The 24,017-nt window shown below is 61.9% G+C and carries 23 protein-coding genes; 14 read left to right on the forward strand and 9 right to left on the reverse strand.

Features of this window, described 5'->3' with window-relative positions:
* Positions 1-36 precede the first annotated feature (36 nt).
* Positions 37-954: a putative 2-dehydropantoate 2-reductase gene (locus tag CSV86_RS00720; RefSeq protein ID WP_009395534.1), complete on the reverse strand. Its 918-nt coding sequence runs from the start codon at positions 952-954 to the stop codon at positions 37-39.
* Between the two features lie 114 nt (positions 955-1,068).
* Between CSV86_RS00720 and CSV86_RS00725 the strand changes: the two genes are divergently transcribed.
* From CSV86_RS00725 to CSV86_RS00735, 3 genes are all read left to right on the forward strand, one after another.
* Positions 1,069-1,554: a YajQ family cyclic di-GMP-binding protein gene (locus tag CSV86_RS00725; protein WP_009395536.1), complete on the forward strand. Its 486-nt coding sequence runs from the start codon at positions 1,069-1,071 to the stop codon at positions 1,552-1,554.
* Between the two features lie 108 nt (positions 1,555-1,662).
* The gene (locus CSV86_RS00730; protein ID WP_009395538.1) at positions 1,663-2,508 is read left to right on the forward strand and encodes a mechanosensitive ion channel family protein; all 846 of its coding nucleotides are present in this window, start codon (positions 1,663-1,665) and stop codon (positions 2,506-2,508) included.
* A 208-nt stretch (positions 2,509-2,716) separates the two neighbouring features.
* Positions 2,717-3,940, forward strand: a complete 1,224-nt coding sequence (locus tag CSV86_RS00735) for an MFS transporter (protein WP_009395540.1) — start codon at positions 2,717-2,719, stop codon at positions 3,938-3,940.
* On the opposite strand, the gene CSV86_RS00740 is transcribed toward CSV86_RS00735, so the two are convergent.
* Together CSV86_RS00740 and CSV86_RS00745 are read right to left on the reverse strand one after the other, a co-directional pair.
* The gene (locus CSV86_RS00740; RefSeq protein ID WP_009395543.1) at positions 3,941-5,512 is read right to left on the reverse strand and encodes an AmpG family muropeptide MFS transporter; all 1,572 of its coding nucleotides are present in this window, start codon (positions 5,510-5,512) and stop codon (positions 3,941-3,943) included. It lies immediately after the preceding gene.
* Between the two features lie 43 nt (positions 5,513-5,555).
* Positions 5,556-5,909 carry an MGMT family protein gene (locus CSV86_RS00745; protein ID WP_009395545.1) on the reverse strand — a complete coding sequence of 118 codons (354 nt, stop codon included), beginning with the start codon at positions 5,907-5,909 and terminating at the stop codon, positions 5,556-5,558.
* A 144-nt stretch (positions 5,910-6,053) separates the two neighbouring features.
* On the opposite strand from CSV86_RS00745, the gene CSV86_RS00750 reads away from it, so the two are divergent.
* From CSV86_RS00750 to groL, 5 genes are all read left to right on the forward strand, one after another.
* Positions 6,054-7,061, forward strand: coding sequence for a DUF481 domain-containing protein (locus CSV86_RS00750; protein ID WP_009395546.1), 1,008 nt, complete (start codon positions 6,054-6,056; stop codon positions 7,059-7,061).
* Positions 7,062-7,160: 99 nt separating this feature from the next.
* Positions 7,161-7,892 carry a HugZ family pyridoxamine 5'-phosphate oxidase gene (locus tag CSV86_RS00755; protein WP_009395547.1) on the forward strand — a complete coding sequence of 244 codons (732 nt, stop codon included), beginning with the start codon at positions 7,161-7,163 and terminating at the stop codon, positions 7,890-7,892.
* Positions 7,893-7,955: 63 nt separating this feature from the next.
* Positions 7,956-8,426 carry an FxsA family protein gene (locus CSV86_RS00760; protein WP_009395548.1) on the forward strand — a complete coding sequence of 157 codons (471 nt, stop codon included), beginning with the start codon at positions 7,956-7,958 and terminating at the stop codon, positions 8,424-8,426.
* 257 nt (positions 8,427-8,683) lie between these two features.
* Positions 8,684-8,977: a co-chaperone GroES gene (locus CSV86_RS00765; protein ID WP_009395550.1), complete on the forward strand. Its 294-nt coding sequence runs from the start codon at positions 8,684-8,686 to the stop codon at positions 8,975-8,977.
* A 48-nt stretch (positions 8,978-9,025) separates the two neighbouring features.
* Entirely contained in the window at positions 9,026-10,666 is a 1,641-nt protein-coding gene (gene groL / locus CSV86_RS00770; RefSeq protein WP_009395552.1) for a chaperonin GroEL, read from the forward strand.
* A 253-nt stretch (positions 10,667-10,919) separates the two neighbouring features.
* On the opposite strand, the gene CSV86_RS00775 is transcribed toward groL, so the two are convergent.
* The gene (locus CSV86_RS00775; RefSeq protein WP_009395554.1) at positions 10,920-11,666 is read right to left on the reverse strand and encodes a phosphatase PAP2 family protein; all 747 of its coding nucleotides are present in this window, start codon (positions 11,664-11,666) and stop codon (positions 10,920-10,922) included.
* A 191-nt stretch (positions 11,667-11,857) separates the two neighbouring features.
* Here CSV86_RS00775 and colR point away from each other — a divergent pair, with 191 nt between their 5' ends.
* The 3 genes from colR to CSV86_RS00790 all read left to right on the forward strand — a co-directional run bounded on the left by colR (position 11,858) and on the right by CSV86_RS00790 (position 14,645).
* A complete protein-coding gene (gene colR / locus CSV86_RS00780; RefSeq protein WP_009395556.1) occupies positions 11,858-12,541 on the forward strand; it encodes a two-component system response regulator ColR in 684 nt (227 codons plus the stop codon).
* Positions 12,531-13,823 (forward strand): sensor histidine kinase, encoded by a 1,293-nt coding sequence (locus CSV86_RS00785; protein ID WP_009395558.1) that lies wholly within the window; start codon positions 12,531-12,533, stop codon positions 13,821-13,823. The genes colR and CSV86_RS00785 overlap by 11 nt, the downstream gene beginning before the upstream one ends.
* A 129-nt stretch (positions 13,824-13,952) precedes the next feature.
* Positions 13,953-14,645, forward strand: coding sequence for a class I SAM-dependent methyltransferase (locus CSV86_RS00790; RefSeq protein WP_009395560.1), 693 nt, complete (start codon positions 13,953-13,955; stop codon positions 14,643-14,645).
* Positions 14,646-14,680: 35 nt separating this feature from the next.
* Here the strand turns inward: CSV86_RS00790 and CSV86_RS00795 are convergent, their stop codons facing one another.
* Positions 14,681-15,958 carry an ISL3 family transposase gene (locus CSV86_RS00795; protein WP_000610830.1) on the reverse strand — a complete coding sequence of 426 codons (1,278 nt, stop codon included), beginning with the start codon at positions 15,956-15,958 and terminating at the stop codon, positions 14,681-14,683.
* A gap of 12 nt (positions 15,959-15,970) precedes the next feature.
* Complete coding sequence (locus CSV86_RS00800) at positions 15,971-16,975, reverse strand: permease (protein WP_040363373.1); 1,005 nt, start codon at positions 16,973-16,975, stop codon at positions 15,971-15,973.
* Between the two features lie 141 nt (positions 16,976-17,116).
* On the opposite strand from CSV86_RS00800, the gene CSV86_RS00805 reads away from it, so the two are divergent.
* The 3 genes from CSV86_RS00805 (at position 17,117) to CSV86_RS31555 (ending at position 18,559) form a co-directional block, all read left to right on the forward strand.
* The gene (locus CSV86_RS00805) at positions 17,117-17,431 is read left to right on the forward strand and encodes an ArsR/SmtB family transcription factor (RefSeq protein ID WP_000349485.1); all 315 of its coding nucleotides are present in this window, start codon (positions 17,117-17,119) and stop codon (positions 17,429-17,431) included.
* Positions 17,432-17,630: 199 nt separating this feature from the next.
* Positions 17,631-18,341: a lipopolysaccharide kinase InaA family protein gene (locus CSV86_RS00810; protein WP_009394721.1), complete on the forward strand. Its 711-nt coding sequence runs from the start codon at positions 17,631-17,633 to the stop codon at positions 18,339-18,341.
* Positions 18,341-18,559, forward strand: coding sequence for a hypothetical protein (locus tag CSV86_RS31555; RefSeq protein ID WP_009394722.1), 219 nt, complete (start codon positions 18,341-18,343; stop codon positions 18,557-18,559). Before CSV86_RS00810 ends, CSV86_RS31555 begins: the two co-directional genes overlap by 1 nt.
* 110 nt (positions 18,560-18,669) lie before the next feature.
* On the opposite strand, the gene CSV86_RS00815 is transcribed toward CSV86_RS31555, so the two are convergent.
* From CSV86_RS00815 to CSV86_RS00825, 3 genes are all read right to left on the reverse strand, one after another.
* Positions 18,670-21,717 (reverse strand): multidrug efflux RND transporter permease subunit, encoded by a 3,048-nt coding sequence (locus tag CSV86_RS00815; protein ID WP_009394723.1) that lies wholly within the window; start codon positions 21,715-21,717, stop codon positions 18,670-18,672.
* Positions 21,718-21,729: 12 nt separating this feature from the next.
* Entirely contained in the window at positions 21,730-22,851 is a 1,122-nt protein-coding gene (locus CSV86_RS00820; RefSeq protein ID WP_009394724.1) for an efflux RND transporter periplasmic adaptor subunit, read from the reverse strand.
* Between the two features lie 67 nt (positions 22,852-22,918).
* On the reverse strand, positions 22,919-24,016 hold the full coding sequence (locus CSV86_RS00825) for a DUF1513 domain-containing protein (RefSeq protein ID WP_009394725.1): 1,098 nt from the start codon (positions 24,014-24,016) through the stop codon (positions 22,919-22,921).
* Between the last annotated feature and the right edge of the window lies 1 nt (position 24,017).

Consider the following 24,017-nt stretch of genomic DNA (forward strand, 5'->3'; position numbering starts at 1 on the left):
GAATCCTGTGGGTGGAGGGGCAGGGTAGCGCTGCCCTCAGTCGCTGGGCAATCCGTGGCTGTTCAGGTGTTCGACCAGGCGCCGGTAGAGCCGTTCCAGGTGCGGCAGCGGCTGGCCGTGGCGCATTGCGCTGCGGCAGGCATGGCCGAGCAGGTAGTGGATTTCGGTACGGCGGCCGTTGCGTACGTCCTGGTACATCGAAGAGTAGTTCGCGGCAGTGGCCTGGATCACTCGCTGGACCTCGTTTTCCAGATTCTCCGCCGCTTGCGGCTGGCCACAGCGTTGCAGCAGGTCGGCCAGCTCGGCGCACAGCGTCGCCACTTCGCAGCGATGCCCGGTGAGCCCGCCGTTGCGGCAGTCGTAGAGCACGGTCAGTGGATTGATCGCGCAATTCAGGGCCAGCTTGCGCCACAGGCGGGTGAGGATATCCGGCGTCCATTCATGGGGAATGCCAGCCTCGGCCAGGTCATCGAGCCAGGTCGGCGCCAGCGGATTGGCCGGATCGCCCAGCCAATTGAAGCCGTGTCCGGCGAAATTCACCTGCCAGTCATGTTCGCGAAAGGCGCCCTCGGTACTGGAGGCGAAGATGCAACGGGCCCGGGGGACCCGCGCGGCGACTTCGTCCTGGCTGCCCAGGCCGTTCTGCAACAGGATCAGCTCGGCGCCCGGGGCCAGCCGATGGGCGATGCTGGCGACGGCCTTGTCTGCGTCATAGGCCTTGCACGCCAGCAGCAGGCGCTGGATCGGGGTTTCTGCGTCGAGGGTTTCGGCGGGAATGGCGAAGCTCGTCCGCCGCTCTTGTTCGACCAGGGTCAGGCCGCCTGCCTCGGTGTAGTCCTGCAGGCGCTGGGGGCTACGCAGGATCAGGCGGACCGGTTTGCCGGCCCGGGCCAGGCGGCAGGCCCAGAGGCTGCCGAGGCTGCCGGCGCCGAGAATATGCCAGGTGCTGCTCATCAGCGTTTCCCAAGCGTTTATAATGACCCGGCATTTTAACCGTCAAACCCGGTGCGCTCCATCGCACTCCCTTCAGGAGTGCCAGCGCACCTTTTATTTTCTGGAGAAAAAGGTATGCCGTCGTTCGACGTGGTATCGGAACTGGACAAGCACGAAGTCACCAACGCCGTGGAAAACGCCATCAAGGAACTGGACCGCCGCTACGACCTGAAAGGCAAGGGCAGCTTCGAGTTCAAGGAGAAGGACCAGACCGTCGTCCTGACCGCCGAAGCCGAGTTCCAGCTCGAAGCCATGGTCGAGATCCTGCGTCTGGCCCTGGTCAAGCGCAAGATCGACGTCCAGTGCCTGGAACTGAAGGATGCCTACGCCTCCGGCAAGGAAATGAAGCAGGAAGCGGTGTTCAAGGAAGGTATCGATAAAGAACTGGCGAAGAAGATCGTCGCTCATATCAAGGACGCCAAGCTCAAGGTGCAGGCGGCCATCCAGGGCGAGCAGATCCGCGTCACCGGCAAGAAGCGCGACGACCTGCAGGAGTGCATCGCCGCCCTGCGTGGCAAGGAGTTCGGCATGCCGCTGCAGTTCAACAATTTCCGCGACTGACCGCCGCGCTTGTAGAACCTTGGCGTTGTGACAGCGTCCGAGGTTCCTTGCGTCGCGGAATCGTTTGCGGTGCTTTAATTCGTGTTTCGTGCCGCATCAGGAGGGCATATGGATTTGAATGCAGAGGTCGATCAACTGGTCAGGACGTCGCAGACGTGGATTCCGTTGATCATGGAATACGGCAGCCGCCTGGCCCTGGCGCTGGTCACCCTGGCGATCGGCTGGTGGCTGATCAACAAGGTCACCGCCAAGCTGGGCAAATTGCTGGCCTTGCGCAATGCCGACATGGCACTGCAAGGCTTTATCAGCACCCTGGCCAACATCATTCTGAAGATCCTGCTGTTCGTCAGCGTGGCTTCGATGATCGGCGTGGAAACCACCTCCTTCGTCGCCGCCATCGGTGCCGCCGGCCTGGCCATCGGCCTGGCCTTGCAGGGCAGCCTGGCGAACTTCGCCGGTGGCGTGCTGATCCTGCTGTTCCGTCCGTTCCGCCTGGGCGACTGGATCGAGGCGCAGGGTGTCAGCGGTACCGTGGACAGCATCCAGATCTTCCACACCGTGCTGCGCACCGGTGACAACAAGACGGTGATCGTGCCCAACGGCAACCTGTCCAACGGCATCATCACCAACTACAACCGCCAGCCGACCCGCAAGGTGGTGTTCGACGTGGGTGTCGACTACGAGGCCGACCTGCAGAAGGCGCGCAACGTCCTGCTCGAGCTTGCCAACAACGACCCGCGGGTCCACAAGGACCCGGCGCCGCAGGCGGTGGTCTCGACCCTCGGTGACAGCTCCATCACCGTTTCCCTGCGCATCTGGGTGAACACCGCGGATTACTGGGACGTGATGTTCATGCTCAACGAGCATGCCCGCGACAGGCTCAAGGAAGAAGGAATCGACATTCCCTTTCCGCAGCGCGTGATCCGCGTGGTGCAGGAGACTGCGGCCCAATAGCAAATAGCTTTCTGATTTAGCAGGGACCTTGTGGGAGCGGGTTCACCCGCGATTACGGTAGTGAGTTCACCGGCGCTATCGCGGGTGAACCCGCTCCCACATTGTCCGCGTTGCCCCGCCCATTACACTTCTTCACTTCTCCCCGCTATCGGTCCACAGGGCTTTTCTGGCATACAAGCCGGTCTCGATTCACTCTGCCGACCGAACCATGACTCCGCTGATCAAGATCACCCCTTTCCGGGCCTTCTGCTTTGCCCTGACCCTGGCCCTGTTCGAACTCCTGACCTACCTCGCCAGTGACGTGGTGATGCCGGCCATGCCGCAGGTGGTAGGTGACCTCGATGCCAGCCCCGAATTCATCCCTCACGCACTGAACCTCTATCTGCTCGGTGGCGTACTCCTGCAATGGCTGATCGGCCCGCTGGCCGACCGCTATGGGCGGCGGCCGTTGTTGCTCGGCGGCTGCGCGTTCTTCTGCCTGGCGTGCCTGGCGACCTACTGGGTCGATGGCATCGAAGTGTTCAACCTGTTGCGCCTGTTGCAGGGCATCGGCCTGGGCTTCGTGGTGACGGTCAGCTATCCGGCGCTCAACGAAGCCTTCAGCGAAGCGGACGCAGTACGGATGATGGCACTGTTGGCCAATATCGCCTTGCTCTCGCCACTGCTCGGGCCCCTGGTGGGGACGCTATTGCTGGAGTGGGTGTCGTGGCGCTGGCTGTTCGTGCTGTTCGGCGTCACCGCCGTGCTGGCCTGGCTGGCCCTGTACCGCTACATGCCGGAAACCCTCGGCGTCGAACGCCGTGATGGTTCGCGCCTGGAGTTCCAGCCGATTCATCTGCTGCCGTTGTTGTCCGGGTACGCGCAACTGCTTGCCAACCGTCGCTTCGTCGCGGGCAGCGCTGCCCTGGGCTTGATCGGCCTGCCACTGATCGGCTGGATCGGCCTGTCGCCCGTGCTGCTGATCCATGACGAAGGGCTCAGCAAGATGGAGTACGCCCTATGGCAGTTGCCGGTGTTCGGCGGCTTGATTCTCGGCAACCTGATCATCAACCGCATCGCCGATCGCTACCCGTTGAAATCACTGGTACGCGGCGCGCTGTGGCCATTTCTTATCGGTCTGGCCGCGGCCGTGCTGGCAAGCTGGATCTATCCGAGCGTGCCTAGCCTGGTGGTCGGCCTGGCGATCTACGCCCTGGGCCTGGGCATCGCTAACGCCGTGCTGTATCGCATGACCCTGTTCAGCAGCGAGCAGAGCAAGGGGCTGGTATCGGCGATGCTGGGAATGATCACCATCGCCCTGCTGGGCCTGGGCGGCGCGGTGATGGCGATGCTGGGGGCAGGCACCAGCCTGCTGGCCTTCGCCCTGGCCTCGGCAGTGGCTGGTGTGCTGGCGCTCTGGCCGCTAGCAACGGTGCTGCGGCAGCAATCCTGATCAGGGCTGCTGCTGCTCGCTGGCAGGCGGCGCTGCGGGTTGCCCGGCCTGCTGTTGCGGTTCCTTATCGCGGCGGATCTCCTGGTGCCAATGCACGGCGATCAGGATCAGGGTCGGCACGCCAAGCAGTGCGGTGATCAGGAAGAAATCGTGGTAGCCGAACTTCTCCACCAGCACGCCCGAGTAGCCACCGATCAGGCGCGGTAGCAGCAGCATGATCGAGCTGAGCAGGGCGTACTGGGTGGCGGAGAACTTCAGGTTGGTCAGGCTCGACAGATAGGCGACGAAGGCCGAGGTGGCCAGGCCCGAACTGAAGTTGTCGAGGGAAATGGTGACGACCAGCATCTGGATGTTCGGGCCCATGTCGGCCAGCATCACGAACAGGATGTTGGTGGCGGCCGAGGCGGCGCCGCCAATGAACAGGATCGGCAGGATACCGAAGCGCACGATCAGCAGGCCGCCGACACCGGCGCCGAGCAGGGTCATGACCAGGCCGAAGATCTTGCTGACGCTGGCGATCTGGTCCTTGGTGAAGCCCTGGTCGATGTAGAACACGTTGGCCATTACGCCCATCACCGTGTCCGACATGCGGTAGGTGGCGATCAGGCCGAGCAGCAGCAGTGCCTGCCAGCGGTAACGATGAATGAAGTCGTTGACCGGTGTCAGCACTGGCGCCAGGCCGCGGCGGCCCATTGACGAGAGGCACAGGCAGGTCAGGGTGGTGTAGAGGATGGCGCGCAGGAAGGCGCGGTCTTCGAGCAGCAGGTCGAGCAGGCTGACGCCGTCGAACAGCACGCTGGCGAAATCGGTGTTGTACAACTGGGTGAACATCGCCGGAACCGAAACCAGCAGCACAATCAGCACGAATACCGACATCAGCTGATGGCCGAATCCATAGCGCGCCGCCTGCAACTGGGTTCGCAAGGGGACTGGCGGTTCGCGCATCAGCAGCGTGGTGATCACCGCAGGCAGCATCATCACGCCGAACAGCACGTAGGTGCCGGTCCAGGCCTTGTGCAGGTAGCTGAAACCGGTGGAGCCGAACCATTCGGCGAAGAACAGTGCGCCAGCGGTAGCCAGCAGCGCGGCAACCCGGTAGCCGGCCATGTAGCTGGCGGCGAGGGCGGCCTGGCGCTGGTCGTCGGCAATCTCCAGACGGTAGGCATCGACGGCGATGTCCTGGGTGGCGGAGGCGAAAGCCACCAGGACCGCCAGGGCGATCAGCCAGGACAGGTGCTTTTGCGGATCGCAGAAGCCCATGCCGATCAGCCCGACCAGTACCAGGATCTGCGCCAGCACCAGCCATGAACGGCGCCTGCCAAGCTTGCCCAGCAGCGGCAGGCGCCATTGGTCGAGCAACGGCGACCAGACCCATTTGAAGGCGTAGGCCAGGCCGATCAGGCTCGCGTAGCCGATGGTCTCACGGGCCACCCCGGCCTCGCGCAACCACACCGAAAGCGTCGAGAACACCAACATGTAAGGCAGGCCGGCGGCGAAGCCGAGCAGCAGGAGCACCACGGTCGACGGGCTGGCATAGGCAGCGAGCGCAGCGCGCCAGGTTTTACGGGGCATGGGCCAACATCTGCCTCAAGATTACGAACACAAAGCGCGCACTCTAACTGTTGTGATCCATCGGACGCCAGCCATGCCGTGACATATTGACACGATTGTTGTGCATGCTGACCCCTTCGGCGCGCAGCCGCGCTCGTTGTTCATCGCCCGAGGGCGTTCCTTGTTCGAGGCTGAGGCGACCGCCGGCGCCCAGTACCCGGTGCCAGGGCAGGCGCGTGTCGGCCGGCAACTGGCTGAGCGTGCGTCCGACCCAGCGCGCGGCGCGGCCCAGGCCGGCCATTTCGGCCAGTTCGCCATAGCTCACCACCTTGCCCGGCGGGATCTGGTCGAGCACCAGGTAGAGGGCCGTTCGTCGGCCTTCGGCACTTTCCTGGGTCATGTCGAGTGCAGAACTCATTCGCGTGGTTTCCGTCTGGTGAAACACACGCGGGCATACCTGGTAATTGAACTCATTGGCATTGGGTGGGTCTTTCCTTGCTCTGGGCCTGGGCATCCGGATAATGCCCGACTTTTTTCGCGAACCTGAATTCCAGTATTGCCTATGTATTCTAGAACCCTGTTGTGCCTTGCACTGGTTGGCGCCTGTACGCCGACTCTCGCCGATACCGTGTGGATGAAGAACGGCGACCGCCTGAGCGGCAAGATCAAGGTGTTCGATGGCGGCAAACTGCTGCTGGAAACACCCTACGGCGGCTCCATCGCGCTGGACTGGAAGCAGGTCAAGACCCTGGAGAGCGATCGGGAACTGCTGGTCAAGCAGGACGAATACAACGGTGAGCGGGCCAAGTCGCTGCACGCTGCCGAGGAGGGCCAGGTCACCCTGGCCAACGGTGAAGCGCCAAAAACCGTGGAACTGGCCAGTATCCAGCAGATCATGAAGCCCAAGCCGGTGGTCGAGGACCTGATCTGGAAGGGCAACGTAGACCTGGCCCTGGACTACAAGCGCGCTGAAACCGATACCGATGACTACGACGTTGACTTCAAGACTACCGCTCGTCACGGGCGCTGGCGGCACAATGCCGAAGGCGAATACAACCGCGACAGCAAGGACGACGTCACTACCACCAACAACTGGAGCGCCGAATACGCGCTCGACCGCTTCATCACCGACCAGTGGTTCTGGCAGGGGCGCCTGGAATACAAGCGCGACCACATCGAGGACCTGGCTCGCCAGCGCACCGTGGGTACTGGCCCTGGCTACCAGTTCTGGGACGACGAGCTGGGCGCCTTCTCCCTCGGCTCGCTGCTCAACCGCACCGATTACGAGTACGCCGACGGCGGCAAGGACAATTTCTACTCGATCGGCATGAAGTGGAACTACAACCGCTTCCTGATCGGCAAGAGCGTCGAGCTTTTCACCAATGGCGAAGTCGGCAAGCCGCTGGGCAATGTTGCCGACTACAGCCTGGATGCCGAGCTGGGCCTGCGCTACAAGGTCACCGAATGGGCGTCGCTCAATCTCAAGGCCGAGAAGGACATCATCAGCGGCACCCGCGACAGCGACCTGGACAAGACCCGCTATACCGCCGGTTTCGGCGTGACCTGGTAACCGCAGCCGGGAGGCGGGGCCCTTGGCATCGGCAACGATAATGATTAGCTTGTCGTGGTCGCCGCCCGTGCCGGGCGGTTAGTTTCCAGGAGTGCAGACGTGAGCGCCAACGTAGCCAGGCCCGCCCGAGAATTGCTGTTGAAGGAGTACCGCGGGGTGCTCTCGACCCATTCCAAGTCCATGCCCGGCTTTCCGTTCGGTTCCGTGGTGCCGTACTGCCTGGATGCCGAGGGTAACCCGCTGATACTGATCAGCCGTATCGCCCAGCACACCCATAACCTGCAGAAGGACCCGAAGTGTTCGCTGCTGGTGGGTGAGCGCGGGGCCGAGGATGTCCAGGCGGTCGGTCGCCTGACCGTACTGGCCGAGGCGCGCAAGCTGGAACAGGCCGAGGCCATCGAAGCCGCAGCCGAGCGCTACTACCGGTACTTCCCCGAATCGCGCAACTACCACAGCGCCCATGATTTCGATTTCTGGGTGCTGCAGCCGGTGCGCCATCGTTATATAGGCGGCTTCGGCGCCATCCACTGGATCGACCAACTGACTCTGGCCAACCCTTTCGCCGGCAAGGCCGAGGCGGGCATGGTGGAACACATGAACAGCGATCACGCCAAGGCGATCGCCCATTACGTCGCCCTCAGCGGCCTGCCGGATTCGGTACCGGCGCAACTGGCCGGGATAGACAGTGAAGGCATGCACCTGCGCATCGGCCAAGCGCTGTACTGGCTGGCATTCCCGGAGCCTTGCAACACGCCGACACAAGTCCGTGAAGCCCTGGTTTTGCTGGCCCACGCCGAGAAATGGCCGCAGTCGCAGACGGCCGAGGCTTGAAATTACGAGCTAAAGTTACCATCTGGGGTCTATTGGAAGATGTCTTCCGCTGAGGAAACCTCGATGCGTGCCTTTCTACTGTTGTTTCTCGTTTTCCCGATCCTGGAGCTGTACGTCTTTTTCAAGGTGAGCAGCTCCATCGGCTTCTTCCCGGCGCTGCTGCTGATCTTCGCCGGCTCCGCCCTGGGTATCCTGGTGGTGCGGGTGGCCGGCCTGGCCACCGCGTTGCGTACCCGTGACAGCCTGCAGCGCGGCGAAATGCCCGCCGAGGACATGTTCCATGGCCTGATGCTGGCGCTGGGCGGCGGTCTGCTGCTGATTCCCGGCTTTATCAGCGATGTGTTTGGCCTGGTGCTGCTGCTGCCGTTCGTGCGTCGCCTGCTCGGGCGCAAGCTGCGCGAGCGCGCCGAGGCACAGGCCATGCGCCAGCGAGCGTTCGCCGATGAGTACATGAACAACCAGCCCGGTGCCCAGGGGCGTAATCCGCGGCAGCCGAATGTGATCGAGGGTGAGTACGAACACCGCGATTCCTGAATCACGCCCCTCCCTGAAAACGGCTCTTCCAAGGGCCGTTTTTCATTCCGTGGCGTTCATTGCAAAAAAATTCATGGGCGAGGCTTGTAATCCCCTTGGGCGCCCCTATGTATGGGTCACCGCAAGGTTTCTGGGCATTTCGCACCAGACAAACACGAGCGTGGCCCGCCCCCGCGAGCCACCACCGGCAACGCCGGAAGCAACCACCCGCCGGTCATGGACCGGCCGATGAAAACCACAATCAGGAGAGATCGACAATGAAGCTTCGTCCTCTGCATGACCGCGTCGTTATCCGCCGCAGCGAAGAAGAATCGAAAACCGCTGGCGGTATCGTTCTGCCAGGCTCGGCCGCTGAAAAGCCCAATCGTGGCGAAGTAGTCGCCGTTGGCACCGGTCGCATCCTGGACAACGGTGAAGTGCGCGCGCTGGCCGTGAAAGTGGGTGACAAAGTCGTTTTCGGCCCTTACTCGGGCAGCAACACTGTGAAAGTTGACGGCGAAGACTTGCTGGTAATGAGCGAGAACGAAATCCTCGCCGTTGTCGAAGGTTGATTCCGCTGGTTTCCCGTTACTCGAAAAGTATTCAAGGATTAAACGATCATGGCTGCTAAAGACGTAAAATTCGGCGATTCCGCCCGCAAGAAAATGCTCGTTGGTGTCAACGTTCTGGCTGACGCAGTAAAAGCGACCCTGGGCCCGAAAGGCCGCAACGTGGTCCTGGCCAAGAGCTTCGGCGCTCCGACCATCACCAAGGACGGCGTATCCGTCGCCAAAGAGATCGAGCTGAAAGACGCCTTCGAAAACATGGGCGCCCAGCTGCTGAAAGACGTTGCCTCCAAGGCCAACGATGAAGCCGGTGACGGTACCACCACCGCTACCGTACTGGCCCAGGCCATCGTCAGCGAAGGTCTGAAATCGGTTGCCGCCGGCATGAACCCGATGGACCTCAAGCGCGGCATCGACAAGGCCACCCTGGCCATCGTCAAGGAACTGAAGGCCCTGTCCAAGCCATGCGCCGACTCCAAGGCCATCGCCCAGGTAGGCACCATCTCCGCCAACTCCGACAACTCCATCGGTGACATCATCGCCGAAGCCATGGAAAAAGTCGGTAAAGAAGGCGTGATCACCGTCGAAGAAGGCTCGGGCCTGGAAAACGAACTGTCCGTCGTCGAAGGCATGCAGTTCGACCGCGGCTACCTGTCCCCTTACTTCGTCAACAAGCCGGACACCATGGTTGCCGAGCTGGACGGCCCGCTGCTGCTGCTGGTCGACAAGAAGATCTCCAACATCCGCGAACTGCTGCCAGTCCTGGAAGCCGTTGCCAAGGCCGGCCGTCCGCTGCTGATCGTGGCTGAAGACGTCGAAGGCGAAGCGCTGGCGACCCTGGTCGTCAACAACATGCGCGGCATCGTCAAGGTTGCTGCGGTCAAGGCGCCTGGCTTCGGCGACCGCCGCAAGGCCATGCTGCAGGACATCGCCGTCCTGACCGGCGGTACCGTAATCTCCGAGGAAATCGGCCTGAGCCTGGAATCCGCTACCCTGGAGCACCTGGGCAACGCCAAGCGCGTCACCCTGTCCAAGGAAAACACCACCATCATCGACGGTGCTGGTGCAGAGTCCGACATCGAAGCACGCGTCAAGCAGATCCGTGCCCAGATCGAAGAAACCTCGTCCGACTACGACCGTGAAAAACTGCAAGAGCGCCTGGCCAAGCTGGCTGGCGGTGTTGCCGTGATCAAGGTCGGTGCTGGCACCGAAGTCGAGATGAAAGAGAAGAAAGCCCGCGTTGAAGACGCCCTGCACGCTACCCGTGCAGCCGTCGAAGAAGGCGTGGTGCCTGGCGGTGGTGTTGCCCTGGTTCGCTCGCTGCAAGCGATCGCCGACCTGCGTGGCGACAACGAAGACCAGAACGTCGGTATCGCCCTGCTGCGTCGCGCTGTTGAAGCGCCGCTGCGCCAGATCGTTGCCAACGCCGGCGACGAGCCAAGCGTGGTAGTCGACAAGGTCAAGCAAGGTACCGGCAACTTCGGTTACAACGCTGCCACCGGCGAATACGGCGACATGATCGACATGGGTATCCTGGACCCTGCCAAGGTCACCCGTTCGGCGCTGCAAGCTGCTGCTTCGATCGGCGGTCTGATGATCACCACCGAGGCCATGGTTGCCGACCTGCCTGAAGACAAGCCTGCTGCCGGCATGCCGGACATGGGCGGCATGGGTGGCATGGGCGGCATGATGTAAGCCAGCCTTGCCCTGCTGCAAAAAAGAGCCCCGCTAGATGCGGGGCTTTTTTATGCCCGGTCGGGCCTCATCGCTGGCAACGCCAGCTCCCACAGGGCCATGTGTCGGACGCAAATCCCACAGCTGGCTCAGGACCTTGTGGGAGCTGGCTTGTCGGATCGCCGCACCGCAGCGATTGGGCCCGACCTGACACCATCATTGCTCAAGCCGACCTCATCGCTGGCAAGCCAGCTCCCACAAGCTTGCGTGTTGTTTATCCGGCCTGCGCAACCTCACCGGCCTCGGCACTTGGCACCGGCGCCCTGCGGCGGTACAGCACCAGGTAATAGCACCCCAGTCCGATCAACCAGCAAAACACCGCGGTCCACACGTTGTGCGAGAAGAAGTGCGCTCCTTGCAGCATGCGCCCGATGGAGAACACCGTGCCGAGGGCAAAGGCGAACACCAGTGCAGCCTTGGCCATGCGCGGCCGGCGATCGCGCAATACGAAGAACAGGGCAAACAGGGTAAAGCCGGTAGCGGCATGCCCACCTGGCCAGCAACGGCCGGGTTTGTCGGTCTGGGGGCGCGCTTCAAGCAGCTTGCTGTAGGTTTCCTTGCCGCCGAACTCGCCCAGGCTCCAGGGGCACTGTACGGCAGTCACCGCCTTGAGCGGGGTGACGAATCCGGTGGCCAGGCCCAGGGTCAGCACCAGGCAGCCCAGCTCCCGGCGGATCGGCTTCAGCCGCTGCATGGCGAAGCTGGCCAGGAAGCCGATGATGGCCAGTACGCTGAAGCCGATCACCACCTGCTTGGCCCGGTCATGCAGGATATTTTCCAGGAAGTAGCTATGGCGCCCGATGAACTGGCCGGCGCTGTGATCGAAGAACTGGTTGGCCAGGATCATGTCCAGGTCGGTCATTTCCAGAAGAATCAGGATCACGGCGGTCAACAGGGGGATGCCCAGTACAATCCACGGATTGAGCGGGCGCGACGGATGGAAATCGTAGGCTGCGGGCATGGGTGATCCTGACGGAAGGGAGACGACCCACGATTCTCCGTCCTGGCACATGGGCCGTTCGTGAATCCGTCGTGAAAAAAACGTCAGGTGACAATGTAGGCGTAATGCCCTAGCGGGTTGTCTACTATGACCGTAAGCTGCGCCACCTGAAGGGCCGACTGAAGGCCACCAGCACGACGAAGAGGGACGCCATGCGCATTCTACTGGTTGAAGACAACCGCGATATCCTGGCCAACCTGGCCGATTACCTGGGGCTCAAGGGCTACACCGTGGATTGCGCACAGGACGGCCTGTCCGGCCTGCACCTGGCCGCCACCGAGCACTACGACCTGATCGTCCTCGATATCATGTTGCCCGGCATCGACGGCTATACCCTGTGCAAGCGCCTGCGCGAGGATGCCCGACGCGATACCCCGGTGATCATGCTCACCGCCCGCGACCAGTTGGACGACCGCCTGCAGGGCTTCCGTTCCGGTGCCGACGACTACCTGCTCAAGCCGTTCGCCCTGTCCGAACTGGCCGCGCGCATCGAAGCCGTTTTGCGCCGGGCCCAGGGTGGTGGGCGCCGCAGCCTGCAAGTGGGCGACCTGAGCTACGACTTGGATACCCTGGAAGTTACCCGTCAGGGCCGCTTGCTCAAGCTCAACCCGGTCGGCCTCAAGCTGCTCGCCGTGCTGATGCAGAAAAGCCCCCACGTGCTGCGCCGCGAGGTCCTGGAAGATGCCCTCTGGGGCGACGACTGCCCGGACAGCGACAGTCTGCGCAGCCACGTTCACCAATTGCGCCAAGTAATCGACAAGCCTTTCGACAAGCCTCTGCTGCATACCGTGCACGGTGTCGGTTACCGCCTGGCCGAGGGCCGTGATGGAGTTTAAGCAAAGCCTCGCGCAGCGGATCATCATTGCCTTCGCCCTGATGAGCGCACTGGTAGCCGGGGCGTTTGCCTTCGGTATCGTGGCGACCGTGCACCTGGTGGAGGAGCGCCTGATTTCCTCGGTGCTTGGCGGTGACCTGCAGCGCCTGCTGCTGATGGACAGCGTCAGCGAATGGAGCCACCGGCCCCGCCCCGACCAGTTGTTCTACTACAGTGGCGGCCGCGACGATTTCGCCCTGCCATCGGACCTTCGTCATCTCAACCCTGGTTTCCACGAGGTGTTCCGCGAACACCTGTCCTACCACGCCATGGTCGAGGTAGTGGACGGACGGCGCTATGTGCTGCTGCAGGACCAGAGCGATTTCGAAGAGCGCGAGCGGGTGCTGTTCGCTGTGGTGGTGGTGGGGTTCGTGCTCAGCCTGGCGCTGGCGGTATTCCTCGGCTGGGTCCTGGCACGCCGGGTAATGGCGCCGGTGATCCGCCTGGCGCGTCAGGTACGTCATCGCGACCAGTTGCTCGGCCTGGCGCCGCCGCTGGCCCCCGATTATGCGGCAGACGAAGTGGGCCAGTTGGCGGTTGCCTTCGACGCCACGCTCGGGCGCCTGCGCGACGCCTTGACCCGCGAGCGGCTGTTCACCAGTGACGTCAGCCATGAATTGCGCACGCCCTTGATGGTCCTGGCCAGCTCCTGCGAGCTGTTGATGGAGTACCCCGGCATCGATGGCCGCGCCCGCGCCCAGGTGGAACGGATCGCCCGGGCCACAGAGGAAATGCAGGAGCTGGTCAAGACCTTCCTGATGCTTGCCCGGGCCCAGCGCGACGAAGGCGCGGTGGCGTCACGGACCACCCTGAAGGAGGCCGGCGACGACCTGATCGGCGTCTGGCGCGACACCATCGAGCAGAAAGGCCTGAAACTGAGCCTGGTGGTCAACGACCTTTCGCCGAAGCTGTACAACGCCACGTTCCTGCATTCGGTCATGGGCAACCTGCTGCGCAACGCGGCCCATTACACCGATGAGGGCTTCATCCGCCTGACCCTCGACGCCGATGGCTTTACCGTCGAGGACAGTGGCGTGGGCATTCCCGAGGAACAGCGCGAGGCGATGTTCCAGCCGTTCGTGCGTGGCGGAGAGAAGCGTGGCGAAGGCCTCGGGCTTGGCCTGTCATTGGTGCAGCGGATCTGCGATGACCAGGGCTGGGTGGTGACCCTGAGCGAAACCCAGCCCCATGGCTGTCGTTTCCATGTGAACTTGGGCGACAAGGGCGTGGCGCCGGATGCCTGAGGGACAAGGGAATGGCGGTAATACTTTGTAAAACCTCGGTTTTGATCTGACGTTTTTTTCACAACGACATGACCTGACGGCAACGTCGCCACTCGTAACGTGGCGGTCATTGCAGTCAGGAGATCCTTCATGTCCAGCCCTATCAAGCTCGAGTTTTCCAACAAGTACGACCGCCAGCACGCCCAGCAGTACTACGAAAAGCACCAGGCCAGCCTGGCCCGTCGCCTGTCCCACCAGCGCGATGAGCAACTGGCCCGGCGTGCCCTGACCCTGGCCGGCGAGCCAGGCCTGGTGCTGGACCTGCCGTGCGGTGCCGGGCGTTTCTGGCCCCTGCTGGCGGAAAAGCCCAACCGGGTGATCATCGGCGCCGACAATTCGCCGGCCATGCTGGAGACCGCCTGCCGGTCGCAGCCCGCGAATATCGTAGAACGGGTACGTCCTTTGCAGACTTCTGCGTTCGACATCGATTTGCCTGACAACGCCGTCGACAGCATTTTCTGCATGCGCCTGTTCCACCATATCGGTGAAGCACCTCACAGGATGAAAATCCTCAAGGAATTTCAAAGGGTTACTCGTGATAGCGTGATCCTTTCGCTATGGGTCGACGGCAATATCAAGGCCTGGCGCCGGAAAAAGCTCGAAGCACAGCGTATCGCCCGCGGTGAGACCGGGGGTTACCAGAATCGCTTCGTGTTACCGGCGGCTACGGTCGAGGAAGAATTCAGGGCGGCAGGTTTCCGTATCCAGGAACGAATGGACTTCCTGCCGTTCTATGCCATGTGGCGGGTTTATGTATTACGGGTATACGGATTTAATGGTTGATGGGGCACCTTTACCCCACCAACCTGATACCATTATCAGATGGTTGATAGATCGACTCCGTAGTTGAGTTCCTCTGCGAAGTCCGGCAGTCCGTAACCGATGGTTTTCTTGTAGAAAGGAGAGACCTTCGCAGTCGGTGCCTTCTTCTTGTGCTTCGTGGTGTAGAGCATTCGTGCCCGCATCACCTCGAAGGAGTAACCGCGCCCTTCACGGTTCTTGTCCTTGGCCAGTCGGTTGATGGACTCCGTGTAAGCGTTGGTGACGGGCATGTCCGTCTCGAAGTAGGTCATGGTCTCTTCGCGCCAGTTTCCCACTGCCCTGACCAGATCGCTCCAGACTTCCTTTTGGCCCTTCGGGATGGTGGCTATCCACTCGTCCAGGGCGGCTTCTGCCTGGAGCCGTGTGGTGGCGTCCCAGATGCCGTAGAAGCGCTCCTTGTGCTCGTAGGCGGCCAGCAGTTGCGGGAACGCGCCTGTCCAGGTCTCCATGATGAGGCGCTCCCGGTCTGAGACTTCGTGAGCGCGTTTCAGCAGGATTTTCCGGTCTCCCTTGAGAGTCCGGCTCTGGGACGGTTTCAGCTCCTTTCTGAGGCCCTTGCGCACTCTCTCTAGGGCATCGTTGGCCATGCGCACCACATGGAACTTATCGACCACGATACGGGCCTGGGGCAGCACAGCCTTGACCGCTGCCCGGTAGGGGTTCCACATGTCCATGCTGACGATCTCGACCTTCTGCCGGTCTTTCAGCTTCATCAGGTAGTTGGTCACCACGTCCTGGCGGCGGGTGGCCAGCAGGTCGAGCAGGGTTCGCTCCTCAATGTTGGTCAGAATGCAGCGGTAGCGCTTGTTCAGGTATAGCTCGTCAATGCCCAGGATGCGGGGCGTCTCGAAGCGGTGCCAGCGCCCCAGGAACTCGGCGCGGGCGTTGAAGATGTCGCGCACCGTCTTCTCGTCCAGGCCGGTCTGTGCCGCCACAAAGGTGTAGGGGTGGTTGAAGGATTCCTTCTCCACGTACTCATGCAGCCGCAGTGTCATACGGAATCCGTCCACCATCTCCGGTAGCTGGGGCCTGAATGTTGTCTTGCAGGCCCGGCAGGTGTATCGGCGGCGGACCACCCAGAGAGTGACCCGCTTGCCGTGGATGGGCAGATCACGATAGGGAACGTCACGCTTGCCGAACCGCACGAACTCACCCTGCACGCCGCACCCCTCGCAGGCTACTGGTGTAGGTGCTTCAAGCCGAAAATGTATGTCTTCATTCTGCTCATCAGAATCCACCAACTGGTACCCAGGAAGGCTTAACGAATTAATCATCTCCCGCCTTGATCAGAAAAACAGGTAGGTGGCGTAACCGGCAATCATCGCCATAGCAAAAATGACTGCTAAAAACGCCGCTAAAAGCTTCAGCGTGAACAAAGAGCGCAACAGAATGAGCTCAGTCAGGCTGGCTCCGGCACTGCCGATGATCAACGCTAGCACCGTCCCGGCACCCACGCCTTTGGCCATCAGAGCCGCTGCCAGAGGTATGACGGCTTCAGCGCGAATATACAACGGCACGCCGATGACAGCGGCAACTGGAATGGCAAAGGGATTATCTGGGCCTGCATACTGCTCCAATAAGTCAGTGGGCATGAAACCATAGATCACGCTGCCAATCGCAATACCGATGAGCAGGTAAGGCAACACATCGATAAAGTCCGACCAAGCTTCCCGCCACACACCACTGTACTTCCCTTCTTTCTTAACCGTGACAGTGGGTTGACTGTCACAGCATTCGCTAGACGTAGAGACTGTTGTCTTCCTATCAGCCCCGCAAGAAGCCGTCTTCGGAGTGGTGTCGCAGCTGTTGGTGCCGCAACTCGATGCGGTCGATGTAGCACTGCACGGGCTTGCTGATGAACTACATCCACTGCTCTCTTGTGTCGCCGTCCGGCGCACATAACGCTCGAAGCCAAGCGTGTGAAGCAGCCATCCGGCACCTACCGCGACCACCAAAGCGGCGAGCACATAGATAGCAGTAAGTGTCCATCCAAACGTGGCAACCAGCAGGCCGACGACGATAGGATTCAGCAACGGAGATGAGAAAAGAAACACCATCATCGGCCCAAAACCGGCCCGTGCCCGAATCAACCCTTTCAACATGGGGATAGTCGAGCAACTACAGAAGGGCGTTATAGCTCCTAAACCAGCAGCAAGAAAATAGCCTCGCTTCCCACTGGAAGTCAGTAACGCTTCCACCTTGGATGGTGGGATGTGACGTTGAAGAACTCCGACCAGCAAGCTAATGCCAATGAATAAAACCGATAGCTCGATAGCGAGAAAGGCGAACATGCCTAGAGCGTCTTGGAGTTGAGATGACATTCAATATTACTCCTATATTTCTAGTATTGTCGAAATGATGTACGCAGCCTACTTGCGTTTATCCGACCTGTCAACTATAATTCTAGAAACATCGAATTATTGGGGCGTGCTATGGATCACGAAAAGGTTGCAGCCAGCTTAGCTGAGCTAGGGAATAGTCACCGACTGTCCGTGTTCCGCTTTCTGGTCAAAGCTGGCCATGATGGGGCTTCGGTCGGAGATATCCAGAAGGGGCTGGGTATTCCTGCTTCGACGCTATCACATCACCTTGCGCGCATGGCCAAGGTAGGGCTGATCCGGCAGGAGAAACATAGCCGCACGATTGTCTGTATACCCGAGTATGGGCACCTAGAGAATTTGATCGGTTTCTTACAAGAGGAATGTTGTGCAGGTGTCCGGATTGCGCATGAACCAGAACCGCTTTGACGCTTGCCCAGCTCTCGCTGTCCTCCCTAGTCAGCATCGCTATGAAGACTCAGGCGAAGGTGGAAACAGAAAATTGGCAGTAGAGTAGGCTGAAGAGGATCAATCAGATAATCCGCTGAGAAAGATTTTCTTCTTTACATCTTTGGCATTTTATCAACCAGAAATTCCGGATACCCTGTATTACGAAAGGGTTGATTGAATGGATGTTACAGATGCGGGCCGACAGGCCGGAAATGACCGATTCAAGTACTTCTGGCAACAACAGGGCGAGTGGGTGGAAGAGCCCAACCAGCGTCGTGGTGGCGAAAGCGGCGTACAACGCCTGCGTGACGACGGCGGACACCTGCTCTATGCCAAGCGCCAGGTCGGACATATCTACCGCAGCCTGTTGCATCCCTTCGGTCGACCCACGGTGTTGCGCGAATATGCCGCACTGACCGGTTGCGGGCAGTTGGGCGTGCGGGTGCCCAGGATCGTCTATTGCGGCGTCGAGCGCGATGCCGAGCGGCAATGGCGGGCGCTGCTGGTCAGCGAGGCGCTGGATGGCTTCGAGGAAATCGACGTCTGGTACGCCAAGGGTGGTCGGGAGCGTCATGGCGAAGCACTGCACGACAGCATCCTCGAGGACCTGGCACGCAACCTGGCGCGCATGCACACGGGGCGTTGGCAGCATGGCTGCCTTTATTCGAAACATGTTTTCGTCAAAGTGACGGGTGAGGGCAAAGAGGCGCGTGCCGAAGTGGCACTGCTGGATCTGGAAAAGTGTCGGCAGCGCTTCAGCAAGCACCGCGCCGCCGCCCATGATCTGCGCCAGTTGCGCCGCCATTCGTCGTTCAGCGACGCCGATTGGGAAAAGCTGCTCTACTTTTACCGTATGGCGTTTGGCAGCGCAGTCAAAGGTTTAGAGTGATGAAACTAGAAATAGCTCGAAGTGTGTTTCTTCTGGCTGCCCTGGCTACCGCGACTGTTGCGGTCGCCGCTTGGGAGCAGCCTCGTCCGGGTGTGATCAGTGCCTCCACGCACTGTCCGCTGCCACGGGCGGCGAAACCGCAGGTCCAGGTGCAGCCCGACCATGACCTGCTGCTGTTTCTGTTTGGCATGAGCCAGGGGCTTCGCGCTCAGGGCTGAAGGGCTAGGGCCTTATCGCTGGCAAGCCAGCTCCCACAGGTGCTGCGCAGACCTCAAGATTTGTGCTGAACCTGTGGGAGCTGGCTTGCCAGCGATGAGGCCCTCAATGTTTACACGGTCTGCTCGACCGTACGCGGTTCATCCTTCTTCGCCAGCAACGTATAGACGCACGGCAACACGAACAGGGTAAACAGCGTTCCCACCGACATCCCGGTGGCGATCACCATCCCGATATCGAACCGGCTAACCGCACCGGCACCCGTGGCAATGATCAACGGCACCATGCCGAACACCATCGCCGCCGTGGTCATCAGCACCGGGCGCAGGCGAATTGCCGCGGCTTCCTCGATCGCTTCCCTTACCGACAGTCCCTTGTGCTCACGCAACTGGTTGGCGAACTCGACGATCAGGATCCCGTGCTTGCTGATCAACCCGATCAGTGTCACCAGCCCCACCTGGGTGTAGATATTCAGGCTCGATAGGCCGAGGAACAGCGGGATCAGCGCCCCGCAGATCGACATCGGCACCGTCACCAGGATCACCAGCGGATCGCGGAAGCTTTCGAACTGCGCCGCCAGCACCAGGAAGATGATCGCCAAGGCCAGGCCAAAGGTGACCCACAGGGCGCTGCCCTCCTGCACGTATTGCCTGGCCGCACTGGCATAGTCGAAGGCGAAGCCGGCCGGCGCCTCTTCCTGGGCGATGCTGCGCACCTCCTGTAAGGCTTCGCCCATGCTGACCAGCGGGAAACCGGAGATGATCGCCGAGTTGAGTTGCTGGAACTGGTTGAGTTGACGCGGCCGGGCCCGATCGCTGACGGTGATCAGAGTGGACAGCGGCAGCATCTGCCCGTCCTGGTTCTTCACGTAGTAGCTGTTCAGCCAGTCCGGGTTGTCGCGGTAGGCCCGCTCGACCTGGGCGATCACCTTGTAGCTGCGCCCGTCGATGGTGAAGCGGTTGATCTCCGCCTCGCCGAGCAGGGTCGCCAGGGTACTGCCCAGCACATCCATGGACACCCCCATCTGCGCGGCCTTGGCCCGGTCGATATCCACCACCACTTCCGGCTTGTCGAAGGCCAGGTCGATGTCGAGGAAGGCGAACTTGCCGGACTTCTCCGCGCGCTCCTTGACCCGCTGGGCTACGTCCAGCAGCGACTCGTAGTCGTTTGGCGTGTTGATCACGAAGGCGAACGGCAGGCCTTCGCCGGTGCCCGGCAGCGCCGGCAGGTTGAAGCCGAAGATCTGTAGCCCGGCGATGCTGTCGAGCTTGTGCTGCACCTCGGGCAGCAACTCCATCTGCGTGCGCTTGCGGTCGCCCCACGGCTTGAGCAGGAAGCCGCCGATCCCCGACTGCACGCCATTGAAGCCATTGATCTGGAACGACGAGTAGTACTCCGGGAACTCCTTGAAGATCTTCGTGAACTCGCCGGTGTAGGCATTCAGGTAATCCAGGTTGGCCGGCTGCGGCGCCGTGGCCATCATGAAGATGATCCCCTGGTCCTCGTTCGGTGCCAGCTCCGAGGTGCTGAACTTGAGGAACACCGGGATCAGGCAGAGCACGATGATGCCGAAGACGATCACCACCGGCCGGGTATCCAGGGTGGCGTGGAGCAGCTTCTGATAGCGCAGCTTGAGTCGTTCGAAAATCAGGTCCAGGCGATGGGCCAGGCCGCTGGGATTCTCCTCGTGGCGCAGCAGCTTGGCGCACATCATCGGCGACAGGGTGAGGGCGACGATCCCGGAGATGATCACCGCTCCGGCCAGGGTCAGGGCGAACTCCTTGAACAGGGCTCCGGTCAGCCCTTCGAGGAAACCGATCGGCGCATACACGGCTGCCAGGGTGATGGTCATCGACACCACCGGCATGGCGATTTCCCGCGCCCCTTCCAGCGATGCCTCGAACGGCGTCTTGCCTTCCTCGATGTGCCGGTGGATGTTTTCCACCACGACGATCGCATCGTCCACCACCAGGCCGATGGCCAGCACCATCGCCAGCAGGGTCAGCAGGTTCAGCGAGTATCCCATCAACTGCATGAAGAACAGCACGCCGATCATCGACAGCGGGATGGTGATCACCGGGATCAGCACCGAGCGCAAGGCCCCGAGGAACAGGAACACCACGACGATAACGATCAGCACCGCCTCGACCAGGGTCTTCACCACCTCGTCGATCGAGGCCTGGATGAACAGGGTGGCGTCATAGGCGATGGACGCCTTGAGGTTCGGCGGCAACTGGGCCTCCAGTTCCGGCATCAGCTTGCGCACTTCCTTGATCACGTCCAGCGGGTTGGCCCCGGGCGTGGCCTTGATGCCGATATATACCGATGGCGTGCCGTCGAAGGAACTGACCGTGTCGTAGTTCTCCGCGCCCATTTCCACCCGTGCCACGTCGCCGAGCAGGACGCGGCTGTTGCCGCTGGTCTTGAGCGGAATGCTGGCGAACGCCTCGGCGGACTTCAGCTCGGTGTTGGCGTTGATGCTGGTGACCACGTACTCGCCCTTCACCTCGCCGGCGGCGGACAGGAAGTTGTAGCGACGCACCGCGTCGGTCACGTCGCTGGCGCTGAGGCCATAGCCGGCCAGGCGCACCGGATCGAGCCACAGGCGCATGGCGAACAGCTGGTTGCCGAGGATCTCGGCTTCGGCCATGCCCGGCAGGGTTGCCAGCTTGGGCTGGATGACCCGCGACAGGTAATCGGTGATCTGCGGATTGCTCAGCTCGCTGCTGTAGAAGCTGATGTACATCAGCGCCGAGGCGTCGGCCGCCTCCTTGCTCAGCACCGGGTCCTCGGCGTCCTGGGGCAGCTTGTTCTTCACCTCGTTGGCCTTGGCCAGCAGCTCGGTGAACAGCCGGTCGCTGTCCGAGCCGATACGTGCGTAGATCGAGATCACCGAGAAATTCTGCCGGCTCACCGAAGTCATGTAGTCGATGCCCTCGGCACTGGCCAGGCTCTGTTGCATCGGCTGGGTAATGTAGCCCTGGATGGTCTCGGCGTTGGCCCCGGGGTAGGCGGTGGTGACCGTGATCAGGGCGTTTTCCATCTGCGGGTACTGGCGGATCGGCAGCTTGCTCCAGGCCTGGAAGCCGAGCAGGACGATCAGCAGGCTGACCACGCTGGCCAGCACCGGGCGGCGGATGAACGGATCGGTAAAGGCCATGGTGCCTCCTTGTCAGTTGGCGCCTGGCTGTTCGAGGGTCTTGTCGGGGCTGATGGTGACCGATGCGCCCTGGGTCAGCTTGAGCTGGCCGGCGGTGACCACCTGCTCGCCGGCTTTCAGGCCCTTGCTCACTACCACCAGGCCGTCACGGTGCTCGCCCGTGGTGACGAAGCGCCGCTCGGCGATCAGGGCGTCCTTCTCCTGCTCGCCGTTCTCGTTTTTCTTCGGCACTGCGACATACACCGAATTGCCGTACAGGGTGTAGGTCACCGCGCTCTGCGGCACCACCACCTGGTTGCGCGGGTTGGGCAGCAGCACCTGGACGTTGGCGAACATCCCCGGCAGCAGCTTGCCGTCGGGGTTGGCCAGGGTGGCGCGGACCAGCACGTTGCGTGTGGCGTCCTCGACCTTGGGATTGATTGCGCTGATTCGCGCGGGGAAGGTCTGGCCGGGGTAGGCGGCGACGTCGATCAGTACGTCCTGGTCGAGGCCGACCTTCGGCAGGCTCTGCTCCGGAATGGAGAAATCCACGTACAGGCTGCTGAGGTCCTGCAGGGTGGCGATCACCGTGCCGCTGGGCAGGTACTCGCCGACATCCACCTGGCGGATGCCGATGGTGCCGCTGAAGGGCGCTGCGATGCTTTTCTTGTCCAGGGACGCCTTGAGTTGCTCGACCACCGCCTTGTTGCGCCGGAACTGCGAAGTGAGGCGATCGAATTCGCCCTTGGAAATGGCCTGGCTGCCGACCAGCTGGCTGCCGCGGCCGAAGTCCACTTCCGCCAGCTTGAGGTCGGCCTGGGCGGTGCCGAGCAGGGCGATCTCGGCTTTCTGGTCCAGCTCCAGCAGCGGCTGGCCCTGCTTGACCTGCTGGCCGGACTCGAACATAAGCTTGGTCACCGTGCCGTCGGTTTCCAGGCTCAGGTCGACGCCCTGCAGCGCCTTGAGGCTGCCCACCGCCGGCAGGCGACTCTGCCAGGCGAGCTCCCGCGCCTCGGTGGCCGCCACGCTGATGGCGGGCTTCGGTGCGGAGAACATCTGGATCTGCTTGTAGATCGAGAAGCCTTTATAGCCTCCCAGGACCAACACGATCAGCAGCACGATGCCCAACATGATCAGCATGCGACGGCGCAGCATAGTTCCATTTCCCTGGATGCAAGTGGGCGAAGTTTAGTCCGTTTGCCCTATGCCCTGCAGCCTCTATTCACACCAGGTGCAGGTGGTTGTCCCATAGCCCCGATGGCAGTTGCAGCGGCTGGCCGACCAGCGTCTCCTGACGGCAGTCGTACAGGCGGCAGCGCCCCTGTCCCGAGGTGACCACGAAGCCGTCGGCCACCGCGCCCACGCCGGCGCAGTCCGGCATCGGCGCATCGAGGCGCACGCTGGCATCGTCGAGGTTCCAGATGAACAGGCGGTTGGCCCGTGGTGCGGTCATCGCCACCAGGCGCAACTCGCTGTGCACAGCGACGCTGGCGGTGTACTGGGCCATCGATTGCAGCTGGTGCTCCGGTACCGGGAACGCCTCGAAAGGCTGGCCCGGGCGCTTGATCGCCAGCAACTGGGCGGTCTCGTGGGCGTCGCCCATGAACTGCTGGCAAGCGACCACGGTACCATCGCTGCCGATGGCCAGGTGGCGCACGCTGTTCATCTGCTGGCCGAGGGTTTCCTTGCTGATCAGGCTGCCGTCGCGGCGCATCAGTACCAGGCTGGGTTCCATGGCGTCGAGGTTCATTTCCACCCGGCTTTCCGCTTCGGTGCGGATACCGCCGTTGGCCACCACCAGGGTTTCCCCGTCGGGCAGCCAGCTCACCTGGTGCGGGCCGATGCCATGGGTGGACAGTTCGCCGCTGTGGACCAGGCGCTCGCCGTCGAAGCGGTACACGCCGAGTACGCCGCGCCCCGGGTCGGTGGTGTCGTTCTCCGTGGCGTACAGCCATTCGCCACTCTTGTGGATCACCGCGTGACCGTAGAAGTGGCGGTTGGGCTGCGAGGTGAGCGTCTGCAGCAGGCGCCCGTCGCGCAGGTCGATCAGGTAGCTTTCGGTCCCCGGTCGACGGGCCACGAACAGGGCGATGGGCAGTTCCGGATGATCGATGATGTCGTGGCAACGCTGGGCCACCCGGGTGGCGAACACCCGGGTGCCGTCCAGGCGATAGCCGACCGCGTAATGCTGGCCGTCCGCATCATCGCGGGCCGACAGCAACAGGGGCGGCTGTTCCTTTTGCCGCAGCAGGGTCCAGCCGCCCAGGGTCAGGGCGCTGAGCAGAACACTACCGAGTTTCAGGGCCTGGCGTCGCAGCATG

The organism is Pseudomonas bharatica CSV86 (genome assembly GCF_000319305.2).
Classification (GTDB): domain Bacteria; phylum Pseudomonadota; class Gammaproteobacteria; order Pseudomonadales; family Pseudomonadaceae; genus Aquipseudomonas; species Aquipseudomonas bharatica.

Coding starts and splice junctions, on each gene's coding strand:
- CSV86_RS00825 (WP_009394725.1), bottom strand. CDS start 24,016: ATGCTGCGACGCCAGGCCCTGAAACTCGGTAGTGTTCTGCTCAGCGCC.
- CSV86_RS00745 (WP_009395545.1), bottom strand. CDS start 5,909: ATGAGTTCTGCACTCGACATGACCCAGGAAAGTGCCGAAGGCCGACGA.
- CSV86_RS00740 (WP_009395543.1), bottom strand. CDS start 5,512: ATGCCCCGTAAAACCTGGCGCGCTGCGCTCGCTGCCTATGCCAGCCCG.
- CSV86_RS00760 (WP_009395548.1), top strand. CDS start 7,956: ATGCGTGCCTTTCTACTGTTGTTTCTCGTTTTCCCGATCCTGGAGCTG.
- CSV86_RS00815 (WP_009394723.1), bottom strand. CDS start 21,717: ATGGCCTTTACCGATCCGTTCATCCGCCGCCCGGTGCTGGCCAGCGTG.
- CSV86_RS00800 (WP_040363373.1), bottom strand. CDS start 16,975: ATGTTCGCCTTTCTCGCTATCGAGCTATCGGTTTTATTCATTGGCATT.
- CSV86_RS00775 (WP_009395554.1), bottom strand. CDS start 11,666: ATGCCCGCAGCCTACGATTTCCATCCGTCGCGCCCGCTCAATCCGTGG.
- CSV86_RS00785 (WP_009395558.1), top strand. CDS start 12,531: ATGGAGTTTAAGCAAAGCCTCGCGCAGCGGATCATCATTGCCTTCGCC.
- CSV86_RS00720 (WP_009395534.1), bottom strand. CDS start 954: ATGAGCAGCACCTGGCATATTCTCGGCGCCGGCAGCCTCGGCAGCCTC.
- colR (WP_009395556.1), top strand. CDS start 11,858: ATGCGCATTCTACTGGTTGAAGACAACCGCGATATCCTGGCCAACCTG.
- CSV86_RS31555 (WP_009394722.1), top strand. CDS start 18,341: ATGAAACTAGAAATAGCTCGAAGTGTGTTTCTTCTGGCTGCCCTGGCT.
- CSV86_RS00765 (WP_009395550.1), top strand. CDS start 8,684: ATGAAGCTTCGTCCTCTGCATGACCGCGTCGTTATCCGCCGCAGCGAA.
- CSV86_RS00790 (WP_009395560.1), top strand. CDS start 13,953: ATGTCCAGCCCTATCAAGCTCGAGTTTTCCAACAAGTACGACCGCCAG.
- CSV86_RS00750 (WP_009395546.1), top strand. CDS start 6,054: ATGTATTCTAGAACCCTGTTGTGCCTTGCACTGGTTGGCGCCTGTACG.
- CSV86_RS00725 (WP_009395536.1), top strand. CDS start 1,069: ATGCCGTCGTTCGACGTGGTATCGGAACTGGACAAGCACGAAGTCACC.
- CSV86_RS00730 (WP_009395538.1), top strand. CDS start 1,663: ATGGATTTGAATGCAGAGGTCGATCAACTGGTCAGGACGTCGCAGACG.
- groL (WP_009395552.1), top strand. CDS start 9,026: ATGGCTGCTAAAGACGTAAAATTCGGCGATTCCGCCCGCAAGAAAATG.
- CSV86_RS00795 (WP_000610830.1), bottom strand. CDS start 15,958: ATGATTAATTCGTTAAGCCTTCCTGGGTACCAGTTGGTGGATTCTGAT.
- CSV86_RS00820 (WP_009394724.1), bottom strand. CDS start 22,851: ATGCTGCGCCGTCGCATGCTGATCATGTTGGGCATCGTGCTGCTGATC.
- CSV86_RS00805 (WP_000349485.1), top strand. CDS start 17,117: ATGGATCACGAAAAGGTTGCAGCCAGCTTAGCTGAGCTAGGGAATAGT.
- CSV86_RS00810 (WP_009394721.1), top strand. CDS start 17,631: ATGGATGTTACAGATGCGGGCCGACAGGCCGGAAATGACCGATTCAAG.
- CSV86_RS00735 (WP_009395540.1), top strand. CDS start 2,717: ATGACTCCGCTGATCAAGATCACCCCTTTCCGGGCCTTCTGCTTTGCC.